Raw genomic sequence first — 19,613 nt, 5'->3', positions numbered from 1 at the left:
ATGGACTGGGCCGGATGGGCGCTGTTCGGGCTGCTCGCCACGGCTGCACTGACCGCGGTGTTGATCGCTGCCCAGATGGCCGGGCTGACCCGTCTCGACCTTCCCCTGGTGCTGGGCACGCTCGTCACCGCCGACCCGGACCGTGCGCGGATCGCCGGGTTCTTTCTCCATCTCGCCGCCGGTCAGGTCTTCGCCCTCGGCTATGCCGCGACGTTCGCCCTGCTGCACCCCGCGTGGTGGCTCGGGGGCTTGCTGGGCGCCCTCCACGTCGTCGTTGCCCTCGGCGTGCTCTTGCCGCTGTTGCCGGGCGTTCATCCGCGGATGGCCTCGCACCGGGCCGGACCGGCCAGCACGGCTGTGCTGGAGCCGCCCGGCCTGTTCGCCCTCAACTACGGCGTCCAAACTCCCGCCGTCGCGGTCGTCGCCCACGTGATCTATGGCGTCGTCCTCGGCCTCCTCCTGCAGGCGCGCTGATGACCTCCCGCTCCCACCGTCCGATCGGCAGCTATGGGTTGCTGGGCGACACCCGCACCGCCGCGCTGGTCGCCGCGGACGGCGGGATCGACTGGCTGTGCGTGCCCCACTTCGACGGTGAGCCGTTGTTCGGCCGGCTGGTCGGCGGCCCGCCGGCCGGAACGTTCCGGATCGGTCCGGCCGGCTCCGCCCCGCTCGTCGCGCGGGACTACCGGAGGCACACCGCCACGCTGGAGACGACCTGGGCGGTCGGCGGCGGCCGCCTCACCCTCACCGAGGCGATGGTGGCCGAGGTCGCCGGGCAACTGCTACCCGCCACGCTGCTGGTGCGGCGCCTGTCCGCCGAGAACGTGCCGGTCGAGGCCATCGTGAAGTTCGACCCGCGCCTCGGCATACGGCACCGCCCGCCCCGGGTCCGGCACGACCGAACGGCCCTCGTCTGCGCCTGGGGGTCACTCGCGGTGTCCTTGACCTGTGCACCCGGCCTCGCCATCGAACCGGGCCGGAACACCACCGTTACCGTCGAGCCGGGTCGCCCGCTCACCCTCGTGATGTCCGTGGCCCACCGCGAACCCCTCGTCCACGTGGACCCGGCGGCGGCCTGGGATCTCCTCGCCGGCGACGAGGCCCGCTGGCGCGCCTGGACCGCCGAGATCGACCCGGCGCTGCCCTTCCGCGAGCCCGTCGTGCGCAGCCTGCTGACCCTGCGGTTGCTCACCTATTCGCCGTCCGGGGCGCCCGTCGCCGCACCGACCACGTCGCTGCCCGAGGATCCCGGCGGCGTACGGAACTGGGACTACCGCTATGTCTGGCCACGCGACGCCAGCATCGGTGTCGCCGCGTTCCTCGGCGCCGGAAAACTCGACGAGGCCCGCGGTTTCCTCGCCTGGCTGCTGCATGCCAGCCGACTGCAGCGGCCCCGCCTGCCGGCGCTGCTCACCCTGCACGGCCGGCACGCACCGGGCGAGCGGGAGCTGCCCGGATGGGCCGGCTACGCCGGCAGCGTGCCCGTGCGCACCGGTAACGGAGCGGCCGACCAGCACCAACTCGACGGCTACGGCTGGGTGATCGACGCCGCCTGGGTGCTCGAACGGGCGGGACATCGCCTGTACTCCGAGACCTGGCGGGCGGTACGCGGGTTCGCCGACCTGGTTGCCCGCCGCTGGCCGGAACCCGACGCCGGCATCTGGGAGATCCGCGGCGACGCCGTGCACCACGTGCATTCCAAGCTGATGGGCTGGCTCGCCCTGGACCGGGCGCTGCGCATCGCCGACACCCACCGGCTGTCCGCGCGGCAGCGCCGGCGGTGGCAGCACGCACGGGAGGCCATCGCCGCCGAGGTCCGGGCCCGCGGCGTCGATCCGGCCAGGGCGGCCTACGTTCGCAGCTACGACTCCACCGAGCTCGATGCGGCGCTGCTCGTCCTGCCGCTGCTGGGCATCGACGACCTCGACTCGCCCCGGGTGCGCGGCACGATCGACGCCATCCGCGACGAGCTGTCCGCCGGCGGGCCGCTGCTGTACCGCTACCCACCGGGACGCGACGGCCTGCCCGGCACCGAAGGCGCCTTCCTGCCCTGCTCCTTCTGGCTCGTCCAAGCCCTCGCCCGCACCGGACGCCGGCCGGAGGCGCTGCGGCTGTTCCAGACGCTGCTCGACCACGCCGGTCCGCTCGGCCTGTACGCCGAGGAAATGGACCCGGCGACCGGCGCTCACCTCGGCAACTATCCGCAGACGCTGACCCACGCTGCCCTCGTCCAGGCTGCCCTCGCCCTCCGGGACGGCCTCGGGCAGTCCCGGACGGCGAAGGCAGCCGCACCGTGATGTGCTGTTGATTCGGCTCACCCACGCGACACGCATGCCGGCGTGGTGATGGCGTACGCCCGGGTCAACCACAGGGCGGTTGATTTCAGCCCTGTTCGGCGTTGCCGGGCGCGGCGAAAGTGACCGGCTCGGGGGATACGGCTGGCCGAGCGTAGATCCGGGCGTCCTTCGTTATCAGGGATCGTCGCCCAGAAAATCTATGTCTGAGTTGCTAGACATTCTCGCCGCAGGCGGCTAACGTTCTTCCGGTCGAGAGCAAAGAAACACTAAAGACGCAGACGAGCACCGCCTACTGAGGTGAAGGAGCCGGACCGACAACGACCCGGCTCAGGCACATCGCCGTTGGATGTGCCTGGCAAGTGCAGGTGACAGTGAAGTTCAGCAGTTCCCGGGTTTGGTCGTATGGGTCCCGGGTGTTTCAGGTGGCGGGGCCGAAGTTCGGTTCCAGGGCTTCGCCACAGGTAGGAAGGGGTTCGCCGTACGTGTTCGGGGCCATGAAGTCGCGTGGGGTTCCGGCACCGGTGGACAGCACGATGGAAGAGGAAGTCAGAGGAAAGGGAGGGTCTTACACCGTTGGATCGCCCGCTGCCGGCCCCGGTTCATGGGTTGGCGCGGACACCGCAGTTTCCATCGAACGAGAGGTGGTCTCCGGTCACGCTTATGCGGTCCTCACACCCGAATCCCGTTCTCAGGGCTGGTGTGGAAACGACAATCCGACGTTCCTGTCGGTAGATGGTGTATCAGTCCGTATCCCTTGGGCCCCGGCGCTTACACAGTGCCGGGGCCCTCGTTCTGGAGGAGTGCATGGCCCAACCCGACGACATGCTCGACGACGACGACTACCCCGCCTACACGATGGGCCGGGCCGCAGAGATCATCGGCTGCTCGCCGGATTTCCTGCGCCGGCTCGGTGAAGCGAAGCTGATCGACCCGTTCCGTTCCGGGGGCGGGCACCGCCGCTACTCCCGCTACCAGATCCGACTCGCCGCCCGGGCGCGCGAGATGTGTGACCAGGGCACCGATATGGCGTCGGCCTGCCGCATCATCATCCTCGAAGACCAACTCGAGGAAGCCCTGCGTCACAACCACGAGCACCACTCCTGAGCCATCGTCGCGGTGCTGAGCCCAGCGCTGCCATCACAGGCCGGTTTGTCGGTGTGCCCGGCGTAGGCGCGGGCGATGCCGTAGCCGAAGGCGCCCGGGAATGTCAGCCGGGCGGCTCCGTCAGCCGTTCCATCCGATTCCATCCGGACCAGCCACGCTTGCGCATCAGTTCCCGCAGCTGCTCCGCCCGGGGGTCGGCCTCGTCGGCCAGCCCGTCGAGCAGGTCGAACGGCAGGTCGTCCTGCTCCAGATCGCCCATGCCGGTCTCGCCGGCGGCGTAGGCCTGCTCGGCCAGGCCGACCATGATGTCGGCGGCCTCCTCCAGGCGTGATTCGTCGACCGTGTCGCTGTCGAGAAGCTCCGACAGAAGCCGGTAGAGCCGGACGAGCAGCGGATTGTCGAGCTGCGCGAACTTCGCGGGCATGAACTCGTGGATGCGGTCGGGCCAGCGGGCCGCGATGATGATCCACCCGTCCCGCTCGCCCTGCACCATCCGTTCCGACGCCCCGATCTCCCGGAGGCGGTCGAGGTACTCGGCCACCTCCGGCGGGAGCACCAGGCTGTCGCCGGCGTTGAGCTGCGCGATCTGCTTGCGGCTGGTCTCCAGCCGGGCGATCTCGTCGCGCAGGTGGGTGTCGATCCGATCGATCGCCTGGGTGAAGGCCGATACGTCGGCCTCGAGCATCGGGCCGATCTCGGACAGCGGGACGCCGGCGTTGGCCAGGGTGCGGACCTTGATGAGCGACACGACGGCGCTCGCGCCGTACCGCCGGTAGCCCGACGCGTCCCGTTGCGGCTCGGGCAGCAGGCCGATCTGGTGATAATGCCGCACCGTCCGTACGGTGACACCGGCATAGGCCGCCAGTTGACCGATCGTCAGCATGCTCCGATCCTCCTCCAGTTGCTCAGGAGATCCGGCGACGGTAGGCCAGGTTGGCGAAAATGTAGGCGACCACGAGAATGCCGACGCACCAGGCGAGGGCGATCCAGACGTCGGTGCCCACCGGCTGCCCGGCGAACAGGTCCCGGATCGTGTTGACGATCGAGGTCACCGGTTGGTATTCGGCGAAAGCGCGCACCGGGCCGGGCATGGTTTCGGTGGGCACGAAAGCCGAGCTGATGAACGGCAGGAAGATGAGCGGGTAGGCGAACGCGCTCGCGCCCTCCACGGACGACGCAGTGAGGCCGGGGATCACGGCGAGCCAGGTCAGCGCGAGCGTGAACAGGATCAGAATGCCGGCGACCGCGAGCCACGCCAGCAGGCCCGCCCCGGTGCGGAAGCCGATGAGCAGCGCGACCAGGAAGACCAGCACGAGCGAGATCAGGTTGGCGACCAGCGACGTAAGGACATGCGCCCACAGCACACCCGACCGGGCGATCGGCATGGACTGGAACCGCTCGAAGATCCCGCCCTTGATGTCAGTGAACAGCCGGAACGCGGTGTAGGAGATGCCGGAGGCGATGGTGATGAGCAAGATGCCGGGAAGCAGGTAGTTGACGTACTTGACCGAGCCGGTGTCGATCGCGCCGCCGAACACGTATACGAACAGCAGCAACATGGCGATCGGCGTGATCGCGGTCGTGATGATGGTGTCCAGGCTGCGGGTTACGTGGCGCACGGTCCGGCCGGTGAGGACGGCGGTGTCGGCGAAGAAGTAGGTGGTCATCGTCGTTCCTCAGTTCTTGTCCGGGGCGGTGTCGCCGACGACCGCGAAGAAGACGTCTTCCAGGGAGGGCTGCTTCTCGACGTACTCGACCTTGGCCGGTGGCAGCAGCTGCTTGAGCTCGGCGAGGGTGCCGTCGACGATGATCCGGCCCTGGTTCAGGATTGCGATCCGGTCGGCCAGATGTTCGGCCTCGTCCAGGTACTGCGTGGTGAGCAGCACAGTCGTGCCGCCCTGGGCGAGTTCCTTGACGGCCTGCCAGACCTCGATGCGGGCCTCCGGGTCCAGCCCGGTCGTCGGCTCGTCGAGGAAGATGACCGGCGGGTTCCCGATCAGGCTCATCGCGATGTCCAGGCGGCGGCGCATGCCGCCGGAGTACGTCGCGGCCCGGCGGGCGCCCGCCTCGGTCAGCGAGAAGCGTTTCAACAGATCGTCCGCGATCGTGCCCGGGCGCTTGAGGTGCCTCAGCCGGGCGACCAGGACGAGGTTCTCCCGCCCGCTGAGGATCTCGTCGACCGCCGCGAACTGCCCGGTGAGGCTGATCGACTCGCGCACGTCGGCGGCCTGGGTCGCGACGTCGAAGCCGTTGACCTGGGCCGTCCCGGCGTCGGCCTTGAGCAGTGTGGACAGGATCCGCACCACGGTGGTCTTGCCCGCGCCGTTCGAGCCGAGCAGGGCGAAGATGCTGCCCCGCGCTATGTCGAGGTCTACGCCGCGCAGCACGTGCAGCTCCTTGTACGACTTCTCCAGGCCCCGCACGTGGATCGCCGGGCCTGGCGCCTGATCTGTTGCTGGTGGGTTGGTCATGACGGCAAGCATGGAGGGTTGACGCAGCGTCAGGGTCAAGCCCGCGGTGCAGTCGATTCCTCCCGCTGCGGCAGCCGCGAACGGGCTTTCCGCCGGCCAGACGCATATGACCCGGGCCAGCTCAATGCTGTATCAACCGTGACATGGCGGCGGTCATGCATGTTCCGCCTCGCCGAACCGGGGCCGCCGTGGCGGTGTGGATCCTGGGATGTCGTAGCGTTCTCGGCTGTGACAGAGGATGCGGGTAGCCGGAGCACGACCCCGCAGGCGGGTGACGAGTCGGCGGTGCCGGCGGTGGTCGAGAAGTCGGCCGGGCCGTCGCCGGCGGCCAACGGCCTGGCGCGGTGGTTGCTCAGGCATCGGGTTCAGCCGGTCGGGCCGGCCGCCGGGGAGGCGCATGCCGAGCAGCACCCGTGGTGGCAAGTGATGTGCCTGACCGGGGTGGACTACTTCTCGAGCCTGGCTTACGTGCCAGCGATCGCGGCGGCGGCTGCCGGTGCCGTGTCGCCGTTGGCCACGTTGCTAATCGTGGCGTTGACGTTGTTCGGCATGCTGCCCATGTACCGGCGGGTGGCGCGGGAGAGCCCGCACGGCGCCGGTTCGGTGGCGATGCTGGAGCGGCTGCTGCCCTTCTGGCGCGGCAAGATCTTCGTGCTGGTGCTGCTGGGCTTCGTCGCCACGTCGTGGATCATCACGATCACCTTGTCGGCGGCCGACGCGACCTTGCATGTGGTGGAGAACCCGCACGCTCCCGGCTTCCTGGACGGCCACGAGGTAGCGATCACCGTGGTGCTGCTGCTGATACTCGGCGGGGTGTTCCTGCTGGGGTTCAGCGAGGCGGTCGTCGTCGCGATCCCGCTGGTGGCGGTGTTCCTGGGGCTCAACGCCGTCATCATCGTCGCCGGCTTGGCCGAGATCGCCGGCTCGCCGTCGGCGTGGTCGGACTGGACCTCCGCGTTGACGGCCGGCGGCGGAGGGTTCGGTGACCTCGTCGTCCCCGCGGTGCTGGCGTTCCCGTTGCTGGTGCTCGGTCTGTCCGGGTTCGAGACGGGGGTGAGCATGATGCCCCTGGTCGCGTCCGACGGGGCGGACGCCGAGCAGCGGCTGCGGTCGCGGATCCGCAACACGCGCAAGCTGCTCACCGCCGCCGCGGTGATCATGAGCGTCTACCTGCTGGCCAGCAGCGTGGTCACGACGTTGCTGATTCCGGCGGATCAGTTCGGCGAGGGCGGTGAGGCCAACGGCCGGGCGCTGGCGTGGCTTGCCCACGAGCAGCTCGGGGAGGTGTTCGGCAGTGTCTACGACATCAGCACCGTGCTGATCCTGTGGTTCGCCGGCGCCTCCGCGATGGCCGGGCTGGTCAACATCGTGCCCCGTTATCTGCCCGGGTACGGCATGGCGCCCGAGTGGGGCCGCGCGGTGCGGCCGGTGGTGCTCGTCTACACCGCGATCAGCATCGCCATCACCATCGCGTTCGGCGCTGACGTCGATGCCCAAGCCGGCGCGTACGCGACCGGCATCCTGGCCATGATGGTCTCCGGCGCGTTCGCGGTGACGGTGTCCGCCGTACGCGCCCGCCATCGGCCGGCCGGCATCGGCTTCGCGCTGCTGACCTTGGTCCTGGGTTACGCCTTGGTGGAAAACGTCATCGACAAGCCGGATGGGCTCACGATCTCGGCGTTGTTCATCGCGGGCATCATCACCGTCTCGCTGATCTCGCGGGTCACCCGGACCACCGAGCTGCGCACCGACCGGATCGTCTTCGACGACAACACCCGCCGGTTCATCACCGAAACCCTTGCCCACGACGGGCAGATCAACATCATCGCGAATCGGCGGCAGGCTGGGGACGCCACCGAGTACCGGCTCAAAGAACGCGAACAGCGCGGCGACAATCCCGTTCCCGGCGCCGCGGACATCTTGTTCCTGGAGATCGACGTCATCGACCCGTCCGAGTTCAGCGACACGCTCACCGTGCACGGCGTCGAGATCGACGGTCACCGGATGCTGCGCGCCGACGCTCCGGCCGCGCCCAACGCCATCGCCGCTATCCTGTTGACCCTGCGCGACGCCACCGGAGTGCGGCCACACTGCTACTTCGCCTGGGCGGAAGGCAGCCCGCTCGTGCACATGGTCCGCTACTTCCTGCTCGGGCGCGGCGACACCGCCCCGGTGGTCCGGGAGATCATCCGCAAACACGAACCCGATCCGGATCGCCGCCCCGGCATCCACGTCGGCGCCTGACCGGCGCCTCGCTGGTCACCGTCTGCATACCGGACCGCCCTCGCGGACGTCGAGCGCATCGACTGCCCCACGCTGGTGCCGCACGGCGACGCGGAACCGGTCATCAAACTCGAGGCTGAACTCGCCCACCACTGCGGTCTCCCGTCATCTAGGTGCCGAGGCGAACCTGGCGACGACCGTGACGGCGAGAGGTAAATCAGATGATCGGCTACAGGGTATTGACCCGATGCTCAGGTTCTGAACCGGTTCAGGCGATCTCCGATTGCGTCAACCGTCTGGCGGGCAAACGGCCGCCGGGACACCCGTCAAACAAGGCACGGTCCTTGTCCTCCCGACTTTGGGCGCCCCGGACGCAGCGCAGATGAACCGGTTCTGCCCAGGCGGGCCCCGCCGCTTGACTACCGGGCGGCGAGCAGTCACCCTTCCAATAGACCAGCATCTATTTATTGATCGACTGCGGGAGACGTGATGGGTCCTCAACGGCGGCGCAAGCCTCGATCGGTCACGGTCATCGGTGCAGTGGTGTCACTCGTGGCGGCCACCTCGGCCGCCGAGGCCGTGTCGGGCCCGGCCGCAGCGGCCGCCGGGCTCACGCTGTCGGTGAACGCCTCCGCCGCCCGGCATTCGATCAGTCCGGACATCTACGGCCTGAACGGAGCCGACCCGGCGCTCGCCGCGGAGATCGGCATGCCGGTGGCGCGCTGGGGTGGCAACGCGAGCAGCCGCTACAACTTCACGAACCACACCTACAACACCGGCAGCGACTGGTACTTCGAGAACATCGTCGCCGGGCCGGACAACACGGTGGAGTCGTTCGTCAAGACCAACCGGGACCGCGGCACCAAGCAGATCGTCGCCGTGCCGATGATCGGATGGGTGGCCAAGGACTCGCCCTCGTCGCACCCGTTCAACTGCGGTTTCCCGGCGACCCGCTTCCCGGCGCAGGACGGGTTCGACCCGTGGGACGCCAACTGCGGCAACGGCAAGCTCGACGGCGCGAACCTCACCGGGGCCGATCCGACCGACACCTCGGTCCAGGCCGGCGCGTCGTTCGACGGTGAGATGGTGTCGCATCTGGTGAGCCAGTTCGGCACGGCGGCGCAGGGTGGTGTGCGGATCTACGAGCTCGACAACGAGCCGGTGCTGTGGAGCTCCACGCACCGCGACGTGCATCCCGAGGCAGTGACCTACGACGAGTTGGGCAGCAAGGGTACGGCGACGGCCGCGGCCATCAAGGCGGCCGATCCGAGCGCGGCCGTTCTCGGCCCGTCGGGCTGGGGCTACTGCGAGTGGCTGGCATCCGGGTTGGACGGGTGTGCGCCGGGTGCCGACGCGGCCGCGCACGGCGGGCTCAACCTCTCGCAGTGGTACCTGAAGAACATGAAGGACTTCAGCGACGCCCACAGTGGCAGGCGCTTCCTCAACTACTTCGACCAGCACTACTACCCGCAGATCAGCGGCGGCAAGGATCCGGAGGCCAATGCGCTGCGGCTGCGATCCACCCGTTCGCTGTGGGATCCCACGTACGTCGATGAGTCATGGATCGGCCCGAGCGGGGTGAACGCGCCGCCGCTGCAGTTCATCCGCACGATGAAGGCGTGGGTCGCGCAGTACTACCCCGGCACCAAGGTTGCGATCACGGAATACAACTGGGGTGCGCTGGACGACATCAACGGAGCATTGGCGCAGGCCGACGTCCTCGGAATCTTCGGGCGCGAGGGTCTCGATCTCGCCACCATCTGGGGCGAACCCCAGCCGACGCAACCGGGCGCCTACTCGTTCCGGATGTACCGCAATTACGACGGCGCAGGGAGCCGCTTCGGCGACGTGAGCGTGTCGTCCGCCAGCAGCGATCAGGGCCAGCTGGCGATCTACGCCACGCAACGCTCCTCCGACAAGGCACTGACCCTCATGATCATCAACAAGACGGGCGGTGACCTGACATCGCCGCTGTCGATCGAAGGCTTCAACAGCAACGGCACGGCCCAGCGGTTCACCTACAGCCCGGGTGATCTCACCTCGATCGTCCGTGGCGGAGACCTCGCGGTGGACCGGTGCACGATCGACGCGACGTATCCGGCCAACTCCATCACGCTGCTGGTTCTTCCGCGACGTTGACATGATCGTGATTTCCGGCAAGGGCGGGGTGGAGGAGAGACGAGGTCGGCAATGTCGTCGACGGTAGCGCCGTAGCTGATCGAACAGGTTAGGTGTCGACGCGTTTGGCGACCTCAGCGCCGCAGTGTCCGGGCAGGTTGGTCTGCATCTGCCGGTCGACGGCGATCGCGCCGCGGATGCCGAGTTCGACGCGGCGGTGGCGGCGAGAGCGGAGTCGGGGACGACCCGCTCGCCCGAGCGGTCGCCGCCGTGCTGGACGGCCGCGCCCAGCCCGACCGCGACCGTCACGCGCGGCGCTGAAGATCGACAGGACGGCGTGGCGCCAAACTCGGGCCATGGTCGGCTCGCCCGAACCGACGGCGCGACCTCCTATGACTCGGTGACCACTGGTTCATCGTGGTCCACGGCTTCCCGCCGCCCGGTCTCGGCGGAGCGGATCACCGCCTCGGCCAACTGCAACGCGCGCAGCCCCGCCGTGGCCGGCACCGGCGGAGCGGCACCCATGCGCAGAGCCGGAAGCAGGTCGTCGAGATAACGGTCGAAGGTGGCGTGGAAGTCGCGGTCGGTGTCGTTGAAGTAGCCCGCCTGCCACACCTGAGCAGTCTCGTCGCCGGCCCGGTTGAACACGTACCGGCGCACAGTGTCCTCGACCAGCAGCCGACCGGCCGTGCCGTTCACTTCCAGCAAATGCGTGCCGGGATAGGTGTATGACGAGTCGTAGCTGCCCAGGAGCGTGCCGACCGCCCCCGCGGCGAAATGCAGCGCGACCGCGAGTGTGGCCCGGTCGTCGGTCACCTGGGCGGCGACCGAGTCGATCGGCCCGCAAAGGTGTTCCAGCATGTCGAAGCCGTGGCACTGAGTCTCGATCAGATTCGCGTACGGGTGGGCGCTGGTGCCCCGTTCGCCGCCGAAGCGCCAACTCGCGAACACCAGATCGCCCAGGTCGCCACCCGCGATCGCGGCCGCGGCCATCCGGACCGGCCGCGCGTACCGGTGATTGAAGTTGATCGCCAGGAACAGGTCACGGCTGCGCGCCTCGGCGATCAGCTGCCGTCCCTCGCTCGTAGAGAAGGTCAGTGGCTTCTCGACCAGCAGCGGGACGCCGGCCCGGATCAGCCGTAGCGTTGGAGCGAAATGCCCCTCGTTGGGCAGGCAGACCGAGACCAGGTCGGGTGACTCTGCGGCGAGCATCTCGTCGAGGTCGACGTAGGGCGTGGCCCCGAGCGGGGTGGCCCGGGCGGCGGTCCGCCCGGGGTCGCGACCGACCACCGCGACGAGGCGGGTGTCCGGCCGGGCCGCGAACGTCTGAGCGTGCTGAAGCCCCCACCAGGCGCCGGTACCGACGACGGCGACCCGGGTGACGGGAACGTCCGGGTCTTCCGCCGGCGGTGCGACGGCGGGTGCGAAGCGAGCGGCCGGGATCATGGCCACGTACGTTAGTCCGCCCGGTGCCGACCGCGCGACGGGCAACCGGAGCGGGCGGGGTGGCCCGGTTCGTGGCTGCCCCGACCGGTCCGGCTTCACCACCGGCCGACAGGTGTGCTGTAGATCGCGTGTCGCTGCGCGTACGGATGCCGGTCTGGCCCCGCCCTCACCCGGCCGGTGGCCGGTAACGCGCGGCGGGGGTTCGCCGCTCTTTTCTGCGCGGCGCGGTTGTTCCGCGGCGCGGTTGTTCCGCGGCGCGGAGGCACGCCCTGAGAGGTTCATCTAATTCGGGTGCAGATCCAGCGCCGGTCCTCGCGGGCGACCAGCCCGCGTGCCGGGTCGGGGAGGCCGGCACCGCCGAGAAGAACCGCCGATCTACTTCGAGGGGTTGACCGGCGGCGCCGGTCAACCCCTCGCCTTTGGTACACAGCGGTCAGACGCCTCCGGCGCGGAACGCCACCCAGGCGTCGCTCATGCGATCCGCCTGGCCCGCGGTGAGCATGTTCATGCAGGAGTCCTGGGAGTAGTCCATGAAGTTGTGGATCGGGTCGAGGCCGGGCGCGGCGCAGGTGTCCGCACCCACGGGGCAGTCGAACTGGGGGATGGCCTCCTTCGGCGTGTCGGCGACGTAGTCGCCGGCCGCCGAGCAGCCGTGCGCGAACGTGTGCTCGAGCATCAGCCAGTGCCCGACCTCGTGGGTCAGGGTGTCGCCCAGGGAGTACTTGCCGGCCGTGCCGCCGGGCATCGACTCGTCGAGCATCACGACGCCGTCGATGTAGTCGCGGCCGTGGTTGTAGCCCTTCGGGAAGTAGGCCCAGCCGAGCAGCCCGCCGCCGATGTTCGCCGCGTACACGTTCAAGGTGCGGGCGTCGCCGGTGTAGAGGGCCTTCTTCATGTCGCGCTCGTTCTTGCCGGGCACGACCGTGTACCAGTTGCTGTTCACCGTCCAGGTGGTGTTGACCAGCGAGAACCGGAACGGCGTGTCCGAGGCGTCCGGCGCGGTGCGGCCCGCGTACGAATCGTTGAGAACCGTCATCTGTGCCGTGATCATGGTGGTGAACCGGCTCGTCTGCGCCGCGCTGAGCGGGTGATCCGAGATCATGTGGAAGACCGTCGGCACGGTGACGCTGCCGTTGGGCAGCCGGGGTGAATCCTTGATCACGCCGTAGGCGTTCGCCTCGTTGTCGGGGTAGAGCGCCGGCTCCTGGGCAGTGGCGCCCTCGGCCACCCGCGCCCCACTGCCGGCACACGCCGAGACGGCGGCGGAGGCGGCCGACACTGTGGCGACCGTCCCGGAGGCGGTGGTGGTGGCCGCGACCGTGGCCGCGGCGGCGGTCAGGACAGCCAGCCGCATGGTTGATCTTGCGCGCATCGGTGCACCTTTCGTCGACCGGCGCGGCGGGGTCTCCGCCGCGCAAGGTCATTCGACGGACCTTGCTGGGCATCGAATCACGGGAAGATACTTTTCTGACTTGGCGGCGAATCCGAGGACGCGCTGCCGGCCTGCGGCGCGGCGAATGATGAACCACTGAGGGGCAGCCGGGTCTCCGGCTGCCCCTCAGCTTCTGGCGGGCGATTAATGCGTTATGGCCGACGGTCAGGAAACCAGGCTGACGGTCAGGCGACGAAGCGGCGCCGGCGCCGCAGCACGAGGGCGGTGCCGCCGCCGATGAGGGCCAGGCCGAGCGCGGCCGCTCCGCCGGCGTTGGCGCCGGTAATGGGCAAGCCGCCGGAGGCCGCGCCGCCGTTGCCGTTGCCGCCGGCGCCCTCGCTGGTCGCGGTGGGCCCGGCTGATGTGGTGGCCGGCGTTCCCTTGGTCGGGGCGCCCTCGGTGGGTGTGCCCTCGGTCGGGGTGCCCTCGGTCGGGGTCGTGGTGGGCTTGGCGGCGCAGGTGTGGGTCAGCACGAAGAACTCGGCGCCACCGGTGACGGTCGCGCTGGCGCCGAGCAGGGTCCAACCGGCGTCCGTGATGGCGTACGCCTTGCTGTGCCCTATCTCGACGATGTCGTCACCGTCCGCGGCGCCCGCGTCAACCACCACGGTGGTGTCGCTCTTGCCGTCGCCGTCGATGTCGAACACGGCGTCGATGGACGTGAAGCTGCCCGAATGGTCCTTGTTGCCGGGCAGGTTGAAGACCCAGACGTCCTTGCCGGGATACGGGCCGCCGCCGAGTTTCGGGTCGCAATCGTGCTCGTAGTGCGCGGCGGTTGCCGGAACGTTGCCCGGATTGATGCTAATTGATCCTTCCGAGGCATTTGCCGCGGCGGCGAAGGTGAAAGACGTGGCGACGCCGGCCGCTGCGGCGGCCGCGGCGCGCAGGAATGCGAAAGTCCGCATGGCTGATGCTCCGAAAGTGACGACGAGGGGACGTCACATGATCCATAGAGCTTGGCCTGCCCGACGATCGTCCGAAGAGATTGACAAAAATGGCCGGTCTGTACCCCGATCAGGTGTAACACGAAGCGGGTCCCGAACGCCCAGGGCCGGTACCGGCCACCGGGCCGACCAGTGCCCGCCCCGATATGTCCATGGTCGATCATATGATCCTTCACCCCGCACGAAGAGAAGCCGCGATCCCGTCGAGGTCCGGCAACGCAACGTCGGCGAGCTGGCCCTGCTCGTCAAGCTCGCTCACCCGCTCGCGGAAGTCGTCGAATCGCCCGGCCGCTTCGGCGGTCTGACCGGCATTCAAGGCCCGGGCGGCGCCTTCGAGCTGGCGCAGCAGCGCCTTGGCGACCTTGGGCCGTAACCGGCCCGTGTCGGCCTCCCGCTGGAGCAGCGTGGCAAGGCCGGCGAGCTGGTCGATCGGCCTGGCGCGTACGGGTGCCGAGGTGGCGGTGGATGCCTGCGGCGCGGGCGACGTTTTGGCAGCCAGGGCTGACGAGGGCTCTGGTGAGGCCGCTTCGGCGGTCGCGGTGTCCTTCGACGCCGCCGGCGCGGGCTTGCCGGCGGGTCGGTCGGGCCGCTCACCAACGGCCGACAGGGTCACCACCAGGGCCGTCGCCAGCATGACGGTGGCGATCGCGGCGGCCGCCAGCAGGGTCGCCCGGTCCGGCGCCGACCGGCGCCGCCGCCGAGCGTGTGGCGTGGGGAGCACCGTCGTCCGGGGATTATTCCCCTCTGGCCGGCCCACCGCCGTCGGGAGCGTCATGGTGAGCGCGGCTGCGGCGGGCACTGGACTCGCCGACTCGCCGATCGCCCGCAACCGGTCCCGGACGGACCAGGCCGTCACGGGCCGGTCGATGGCGTGCTTGGCCAGCATCTCGTCCATCAGCCGCTGCAGATCGGCCGGTACGTCGGCGCGGTGAGCACGCAACGGCACCGGCGGTTCGCTCAGGTGCAGTTCCAGTACGTCGATCGGATGGTCCGCATTGAACGGCGGGGCGCCGGTCAGCATCGCGTACAGCACGCAGCCCACCGCGTACAGGTCGGCGCGGCCGTCGATCGGGTCACCGGCCGCCTGCTCGGGCGCCATGTACTGGCAGGTCCCCACGACGGAGCCGGCGCCGGTCAGCGCTGCGTCGCCGGCGGCCCGGTCGAGCAGCGCGACGCCGAAGTCGCAGACCTTCACCAAGCCCGACGCGTCGACGAGGATGTTCGATGGCTTGATGTCGCGATGAACGACGCCGGCCGCGTGCGCCGCGCCCAGCGCGTCACAGATCTGAACGCCGATGGACACCGCCTGCGCCACCGGCAGGCGTCGCTGCATCGCGATCACCTCCCTCAGGCTTTGGCCGTCCACCAACTCCATGACCAGGTACGCGGCGTCGTCGGCGATGTCGACGTCGTACACCCCGACGATGTGGTCGTGTGTCAGCCGAGCCACCGACCGAGCCTCGCGTCGCAGTCGCTCCAGGGCCGCGGGGTCGGCCCGGGCCGTCCCGTCCAGGATCTTCACCGCCGCGCCCCGGTCGAGGCGGGTGTCGCATGCCTGCCACACGGTGGCGGTGGCACCGTGACCCAGCCGGCGCTGGAGCCGGTACCGCCCGCCCAACACGTGATCCGACATGCCGCTGTCCTTCCGCTTCGCCGATAACGCCGCAGGAGAAGAGCGCGTCCCACCGACGGCGTGTTACACCCGGCAGCACCGGGCGAAGCGTGCCCGGCAGGCTCTGGCGGAGGCGGGCAGCATCCCCGGCAGGCCGGAAGTTGGGCGGCGCGCTGTTGTCGAATCGGGTGAAGGCGCAGTTGTTCCGGGCGCCGCCTATCATCGTCGATCGCAGGGTCCGGTGAGCGGAAGGTCTGGGGTGCTGGAGAATCGTCTCATCGAGCGGTTTCGGTCGACGTCCGACGATGACGTCAAGGTCGAGGCGGTCGCCGCGCTCGACGAGCATGTTGCGGATCCGCAAGTGATCGCGTTCCTCACCGCGGTGACCGCCGACCCCGACGAGTACGATCTCGCCCGCATCGAGTGCATGAAGATCCTGCGGTTGTGGCCACCTCCGACGCTGGACGCCCGGCGCGACGCGGGGCGAGCCATCGCCGCGGCGCTGCGGGAGGACGACGAGCTTGTCCGCCAGTACGCCGCCATGTCCCTCGGGCCTTATCTGGACGACCCGCCGGTCTTCGAGGCGCTGACCGTCACCCTGCTGCATGACGACGACCTGAACGTACGGCACAACGCGCTGGCCGCGGTCGTGGAGGCCGGCCCCGCCGACCGCCATGCCGACCTGCTCCGCCGCCTGGCCGGCGACCCCGAGCTGGGCCGCGCTGCAGCCCGGACCTTGGATCGCTGGGCCGACGAGAAACCGCCTCGCTAGCCTGCACGACACGTCGGCTTGCCTGGCAGTTGCGGCGCGTGGAACCGCTTGAATGCGGACAGCCTGCAGGGTTAGCGTGGCGTCAGTGTTCGGCCCGGACCCTGCCGACCCGCCCGAGCTATCTGCTCGGCGGCGATGGGAGGCAGCAATGATCTCCACATTGTTCCGGGTCCGACGAATCGGTCTGTTGGCCGCCGGGCCGGCGCATCAAGGCTGTGCAGCCCCGCGTCGTGTCCGGGCACAGCCCGTTCGCCGCCGGCCGTCCCGGAGCCGCGCTGGACGGCACCCACATCGCGGGCGACGAGATCGAGCCGGCGATCACCGTCAACCCGGCCGATCCGCCGGCGATCCATGGCCGGCGGCCGGTCCCGACGGGACGATCTACTTTCTCGGCATCGTCCCGGCGGACGCCCAGCTCGAAACGAGGTCGGCATGAACGGGCGAACACGGTTCGGATCCGCGGCGACCGACGTCCTCGAGTCGTTGACACGGGTCGGCCAGGGCTTGCCGATCGACCGAGCGCCTGGCGAACCGCTGTATCCGGCCGCGGCCCGGCCGCGGGCGGCGTTCCGGCGGACCCGCCTGGTCCGGCGGGCGCCGGGCCTGGCCGGCTTCGCCGTGGCGGTCGTGTTCTACTGCCTGTCGCTCACGCCGTCGCTGCTGCCGCGTCCCTGGCTGATGCAGGGTGTCGTGAGCGGGCTCACCGCGGCCATGGGCTATGCCGCCGGCGCGACGCTGGGCGCGCTCGCCGGGCGATTCTGGCAGCCGCCGCGGAAGCTGACCCGGGTCGCCTGGACAGCGCTCATCGTGGTGACCCCGCCGCTCGGCCTACTGTTCCTGGCCCTGGGCACCGGCTGGCAACAGGAGCTGCGCGTACGCCTGGGCATGGAGCGGATGGAGACGTACGACATCGTCCGGATCGTCGGTGTCAGCGTGCTGACCTTCGCGCTGATCCTGCTGATCGCCCGGCTGCTGCGGCTGGCCACCCGCCGCCTGGCACGGTTCCTGGGCCGGTTCGTACCCAAGCCGGTCGCCTACGCCGCCGGGCTCGTGGTCGTCGTCTACCTGGTCGTCGGGTTCACCCAGGACTTCCTGGTGAGCAACGCGGTCGCCGTCGCCAACGAGGCGGCATCGCTGACCAACGGGAGCACCAGCCCCGGCATCGTCGCGCCGGCCTCGGGAAAGCTGTCCGGCAGCCCCGCCTCGTTGGTGCCGTGGCACTCGCTGGGCCGGCAGGGCCGTGAATTCGCCGCGACGGCACCCAGCCGGACTGATCTCGGCCGGTTCGCCGGCCGGGCGGCCGCCGATCCGATCCGGGTGTACGTCGGACTCGACTCGGCGGCGACGGTCGGCGAACGAGTACGCCTCGCGGTTCGCGAGATGGACCGGGCCGGGGCGTTCGACCGCGCGGTGGTGGCCGTGATCACCGCGACCGGGACCGGCTGGGTGGACGGGAACGTCACGAGCGCGCTGGAGTACATGTACGCCGGCGACACCGCAATGGTGTCCATGCAGTACTCCTACCTGCCGAGCTGGCTGTCGCTCATGGTCGACCAGTCCAAAGTCACCGAAACGGCGTCGCTGCTCATCGCCGCCGTGCACGCCAGGTGGGCGGCGCTGCCGGCCGCGTCCCGCCCCAAGCTCGTGCTGTTCGGCGAGAGCCTCGGCTCGTACGGAACGGAGAAGTCGTTCCAGAGCCTGCGGAGCATGGCCGACGGCGCGGACGGTGCACTGCTGGTCGGGCCGCCGTTCGTGAACCCGATCTGGCGTCCGCTGGTGGACGGGCGCGACCGGGGCAGCCCGGTGTGGAGTCCCGTCTACCAGAACGACGACACGGTCCGCTTCAGTCAGCGCCCGGCCGAGCTGCGTACGTCGGTCGGCCGGCCTCCAAAGGTGCTGTACCTGCAGAACTCCTCCGACCCGATCGTCTGGTGGGGCCCGGAACTCCTGATCCAGCCACCCGATTGGCTCGACCACCCGCGCGGCCCGGACGTATCGCCGGACATGCACTGGTATCCGGGCATCACGTTCTGGCAGACCGTCGTGGACATCACGTTCGCCAACAACGTGCCCACCGGCCACGGACACGTGTACGGCTCGGGCGTCGCCGACGGCTGGGCGGCGTTGCTGCCGCCGCCGGGCTGGAGCGCCCAGGACACCGAACGTCTCCGGGCGCTGCTCGACGCCGCGCCCCGTCGCTGACGCAGGGAGAAGCCGACCCATGAAGCCGTACCAGGCAACCGGCGCCGTCCTGATGGGAATGCTGACGTTGGCCGGGGCGGGGGCGTCCTGGCAGGCGATCGCCGGCCGGCGCGACCGCCGCCGGTTTCCGCCGCCTGGCGACCTGGTCGACGTGGGCGGTCGCCGCCTTCATCTGGTCGTGTCGGGCGAACCCAGCCTGGCACCCACGGTGATCCTCGAAGCCGGCATGGCATCGATGTCGGCCAACTGGGCCTGGGTGCGGCGGGAGCTCGCCGAGGATCGCCGGGTGGTCTCCTACGACCGGGCCGGCCTCGGGTGGAGCGACCCCGGCGGCACGTTCGACGCCGCGGCGAGCGCCGCCGACCTGCATGCCGCCCTCGAAGTCACGGGCATCGGCCCGCCGTTCGTGCTGGCCGGCCACTCGTACGGCGGGCTCGTGACCCGCATGTTCGCCGACCGGTACCCGGCCGAGGTCGCCGGCATGGTTCTGGTGGACTCGTCGCACCCCGACCAGTGGGCTCGCATCCCCGCGTCCCGGGACGGACGGACCGTCGCGCTGGGCAACCGGATGGCGGCCCTGGCCGCCCGCTTCGGCCTGCTGCGCCTGTTCCGCGCCGAGCGGCCGTTCATCGCCGGCCTGCCTGCCCGCGAGTACGCCGAAATGCGCGCGTACCTGGCCCGGCCGCAAGGATGGTCGGCCGGCGCGGACGGACTGCTCGCCTGGGCGCGGACGTCACGCGCCCAGGTGAACGCCACGAGCGGCCTGGGCGACCGACCCCTCGTGGTGCTCAGCGTGACCGAGCAGGACCGGTACGCCGAGATCCTCACCCGGCTCCAGGACGAGCTCACGTCCCTGTCGTCCACCAGCTCGCACCGCACCGTCGCCGGAGCGGACCACTACACCCTCGTGTCCAAGCCGGAGTACGCCGCGGTCGTGTCCGACGCCATCCGCGCCGTCTCCACGCTCGCTGTGCGCCGGGCAGCCGGTTGAG

15 protein-coding genes are annotated in these 19,613 nt (G+C 69.9%); 8 read left to right on the top strand and 7 right to left on the bottom strand.

What is annotated here, in order from left to right:
• From ACIA5D_RS33170 to ACIA5D_RS33160, 3 genes are all read left to right on the top strand, one after another.
• A complete protein-coding gene (locus tag ACIA5D_RS33170; protein WP_396034311.1) occupies window positions 1-474 on the top strand; it encodes a hypothetical protein in 474 nt (157 codons plus the stop codon).
• A complete protein-coding gene (locus tag ACIA5D_RS33165) occupies window positions 474-2,297 on the top strand; it encodes a glycoside hydrolase family 15 protein (RefSeq protein WP_396034310.1) in 1,824 nt (607 codons plus the stop codon). The genes ACIA5D_RS33170 and ACIA5D_RS33165 overlap by 1 nt, the downstream gene beginning before the upstream one ends.
• Before the next feature lie 804 nt (window positions 2,298-3,101).
• Window positions 3,102-3,401 (top strand): MerR family transcriptional regulator, encoded by a 300-nt coding sequence (locus ACIA5D_RS33160; RefSeq protein WP_396034309.1) that lies wholly within the window; start codon window positions 3,102-3,104, stop codon window positions 3,399-3,401.
• A gap of 103 nt (window positions 3,402-3,504) precedes the next feature.
• Here the strand turns inward: ACIA5D_RS33160 and ACIA5D_RS33155 are convergent, their stop codons facing one another.
• From ACIA5D_RS33155 to ACIA5D_RS33145, 3 genes are read right to left on the bottom strand one after another with little or no spacing between them, the layout of a single operon-like run.
• Window positions 3,505-4,284, bottom strand: coding sequence for a MerR family transcriptional regulator (locus ACIA5D_RS33155; RefSeq protein ID WP_396034308.1), 780 nt, complete (start codon window positions 4,282-4,284; stop codon window positions 3,505-3,507).
• Between the two features lie 22 nt (window positions 4,285-4,306).
• Window positions 4,307-5,068: an ABC transporter permease gene (locus ACIA5D_RS33150; protein ID WP_396034307.1), complete on the bottom strand. Its 762-nt coding sequence runs from the start codon at window positions 5,066-5,068 to the stop codon at window positions 4,307-4,309.
• A gap of 9 nt (window positions 5,069-5,077) precedes the next feature.
• Window positions 5,078-5,872 (bottom strand): ABC transporter ATP-binding protein, encoded by a 795-nt coding sequence (locus tag ACIA5D_RS33145; protein ID WP_396034306.1) that lies wholly within the window; start codon window positions 5,870-5,872, stop codon window positions 5,078-5,080.
• A gap of 228 nt (window positions 5,873-6,100) precedes the next feature.
• Here ACIA5D_RS33145 and ACIA5D_RS33140 point away from each other — a divergent pair, with 228 nt between their 5' ends.
• Together ACIA5D_RS33140 and ACIA5D_RS33135 are read left to right on the top strand one after the other, a co-directional pair.
• Window positions 6,101-8,116: an amino acid transporter gene (locus ACIA5D_RS33140; protein WP_396034305.1), complete on the top strand. Its 2,016-nt coding sequence runs from the start codon at window positions 6,101-6,103 to the stop codon at window positions 8,114-8,116.
• A 522-nt stretch (window positions 8,117-8,638) separates the two neighbouring features.
• The gene (locus ACIA5D_RS33135) at window positions 8,639-10,234 is read left to right on the top strand and encodes a glycoside hydrolase family 44 protein (protein WP_396034304.1); all 1,596 of its coding nucleotides are present in this window, start codon (window positions 8,639-8,641) and stop codon (window positions 10,232-10,234) included.
• A gap of 369 nt (window positions 10,235-10,603) precedes the next feature.
• Here ACIA5D_RS33135 and ACIA5D_RS33130 read toward each other — a convergent pair whose 3' ends face one another.
• The 4 genes from ACIA5D_RS33130 to ACIA5D_RS33115 all read right to left on the bottom strand — a co-directional run bounded on the left by ACIA5D_RS33130 (window position 10,604) and on the right by ACIA5D_RS33115 (window position 15,668).
• Entirely contained in the window at window positions 10,604-11,659 is a 1,056-nt protein-coding gene (locus ACIA5D_RS33130) for a Gfo/Idh/MocA family protein (RefSeq protein WP_396034303.1), read from the bottom strand.
• Between the two features lie 433 nt (window positions 11,660-12,092).
• Window positions 12,093-13,031, bottom strand: a complete 939-nt coding sequence (locus tag ACIA5D_RS33125) for a zinc metalloprotease (RefSeq protein WP_396034302.1) — start codon at window positions 13,029-13,031, stop codon at window positions 12,093-12,095.
• Window positions 13,032-13,276: 245 nt separating this feature from the next.
• Window positions 13,277-13,996, bottom strand: a complete 720-nt coding sequence (locus ACIA5D_RS33120) for an LPXTG cell wall anchor domain-containing protein (protein ID WP_396034300.1) — start codon at window positions 13,994-13,996, stop codon at window positions 13,277-13,279.
• 211 nt (window positions 13,997-14,207) lie between these two features.
• Window positions 14,208-15,668 (bottom strand): protein kinase, encoded by a 1,461-nt coding sequence (locus ACIA5D_RS33115; protein ID WP_396034299.1) that lies wholly within the window; start codon window positions 15,666-15,668, stop codon window positions 14,208-14,210.
• 238 nt (window positions 15,669-15,906) lie between these two features.
• Here ACIA5D_RS33115 and ACIA5D_RS33110 point away from each other — a divergent pair, with 238 nt between their 5' ends.
• The 3 genes from ACIA5D_RS33110 to ACIA5D_RS33100 all read left to right on the top strand — a co-directional run bounded on the left by ACIA5D_RS33110 (window position 15,907) and on the right by ACIA5D_RS33100 (window position 19,612).
• On the top strand, window positions 15,907-16,419 hold the full coding sequence (locus tag ACIA5D_RS33110) for a HEAT repeat domain-containing protein (protein ID WP_396034298.1): 513 nt from the start codon (window positions 15,907-15,909) through the stop codon (window positions 16,417-16,419).
• Window positions 16,420-16,851: 432 nt separating this feature from the next.
• Window positions 16,852-18,621, top strand: a complete 1,770-nt coding sequence (locus tag ACIA5D_RS33105) for an alpha/beta hydrolase (RefSeq protein ID WP_396034297.1) — start codon at window positions 16,852-16,854, stop codon at window positions 18,619-18,621.
• A gap of 19 nt (window positions 18,622-18,640) precedes the next feature.
• Window positions 18,641-19,612, top strand: coding sequence for an alpha/beta fold hydrolase (locus ACIA5D_RS33100; protein ID WP_396034296.1), 972 nt, complete (start codon window positions 18,641-18,643; stop codon window positions 19,610-19,612).
• Window position 19,613: the final 1 nt, after the last annotated feature.

Source organism: Actinoplanes sp. NPDC051513, assembly GCF_044454685.1.
In the GTDB taxonomy this organism is placed as follows: Bacteria; Actinomycetota; Actinomycetes; order Mycobacteriales; family Micromonosporaceae; genus Actinoplanes.
This window is presented reverse-complemented; position numbering and strand designations above follow the sequence as displayed.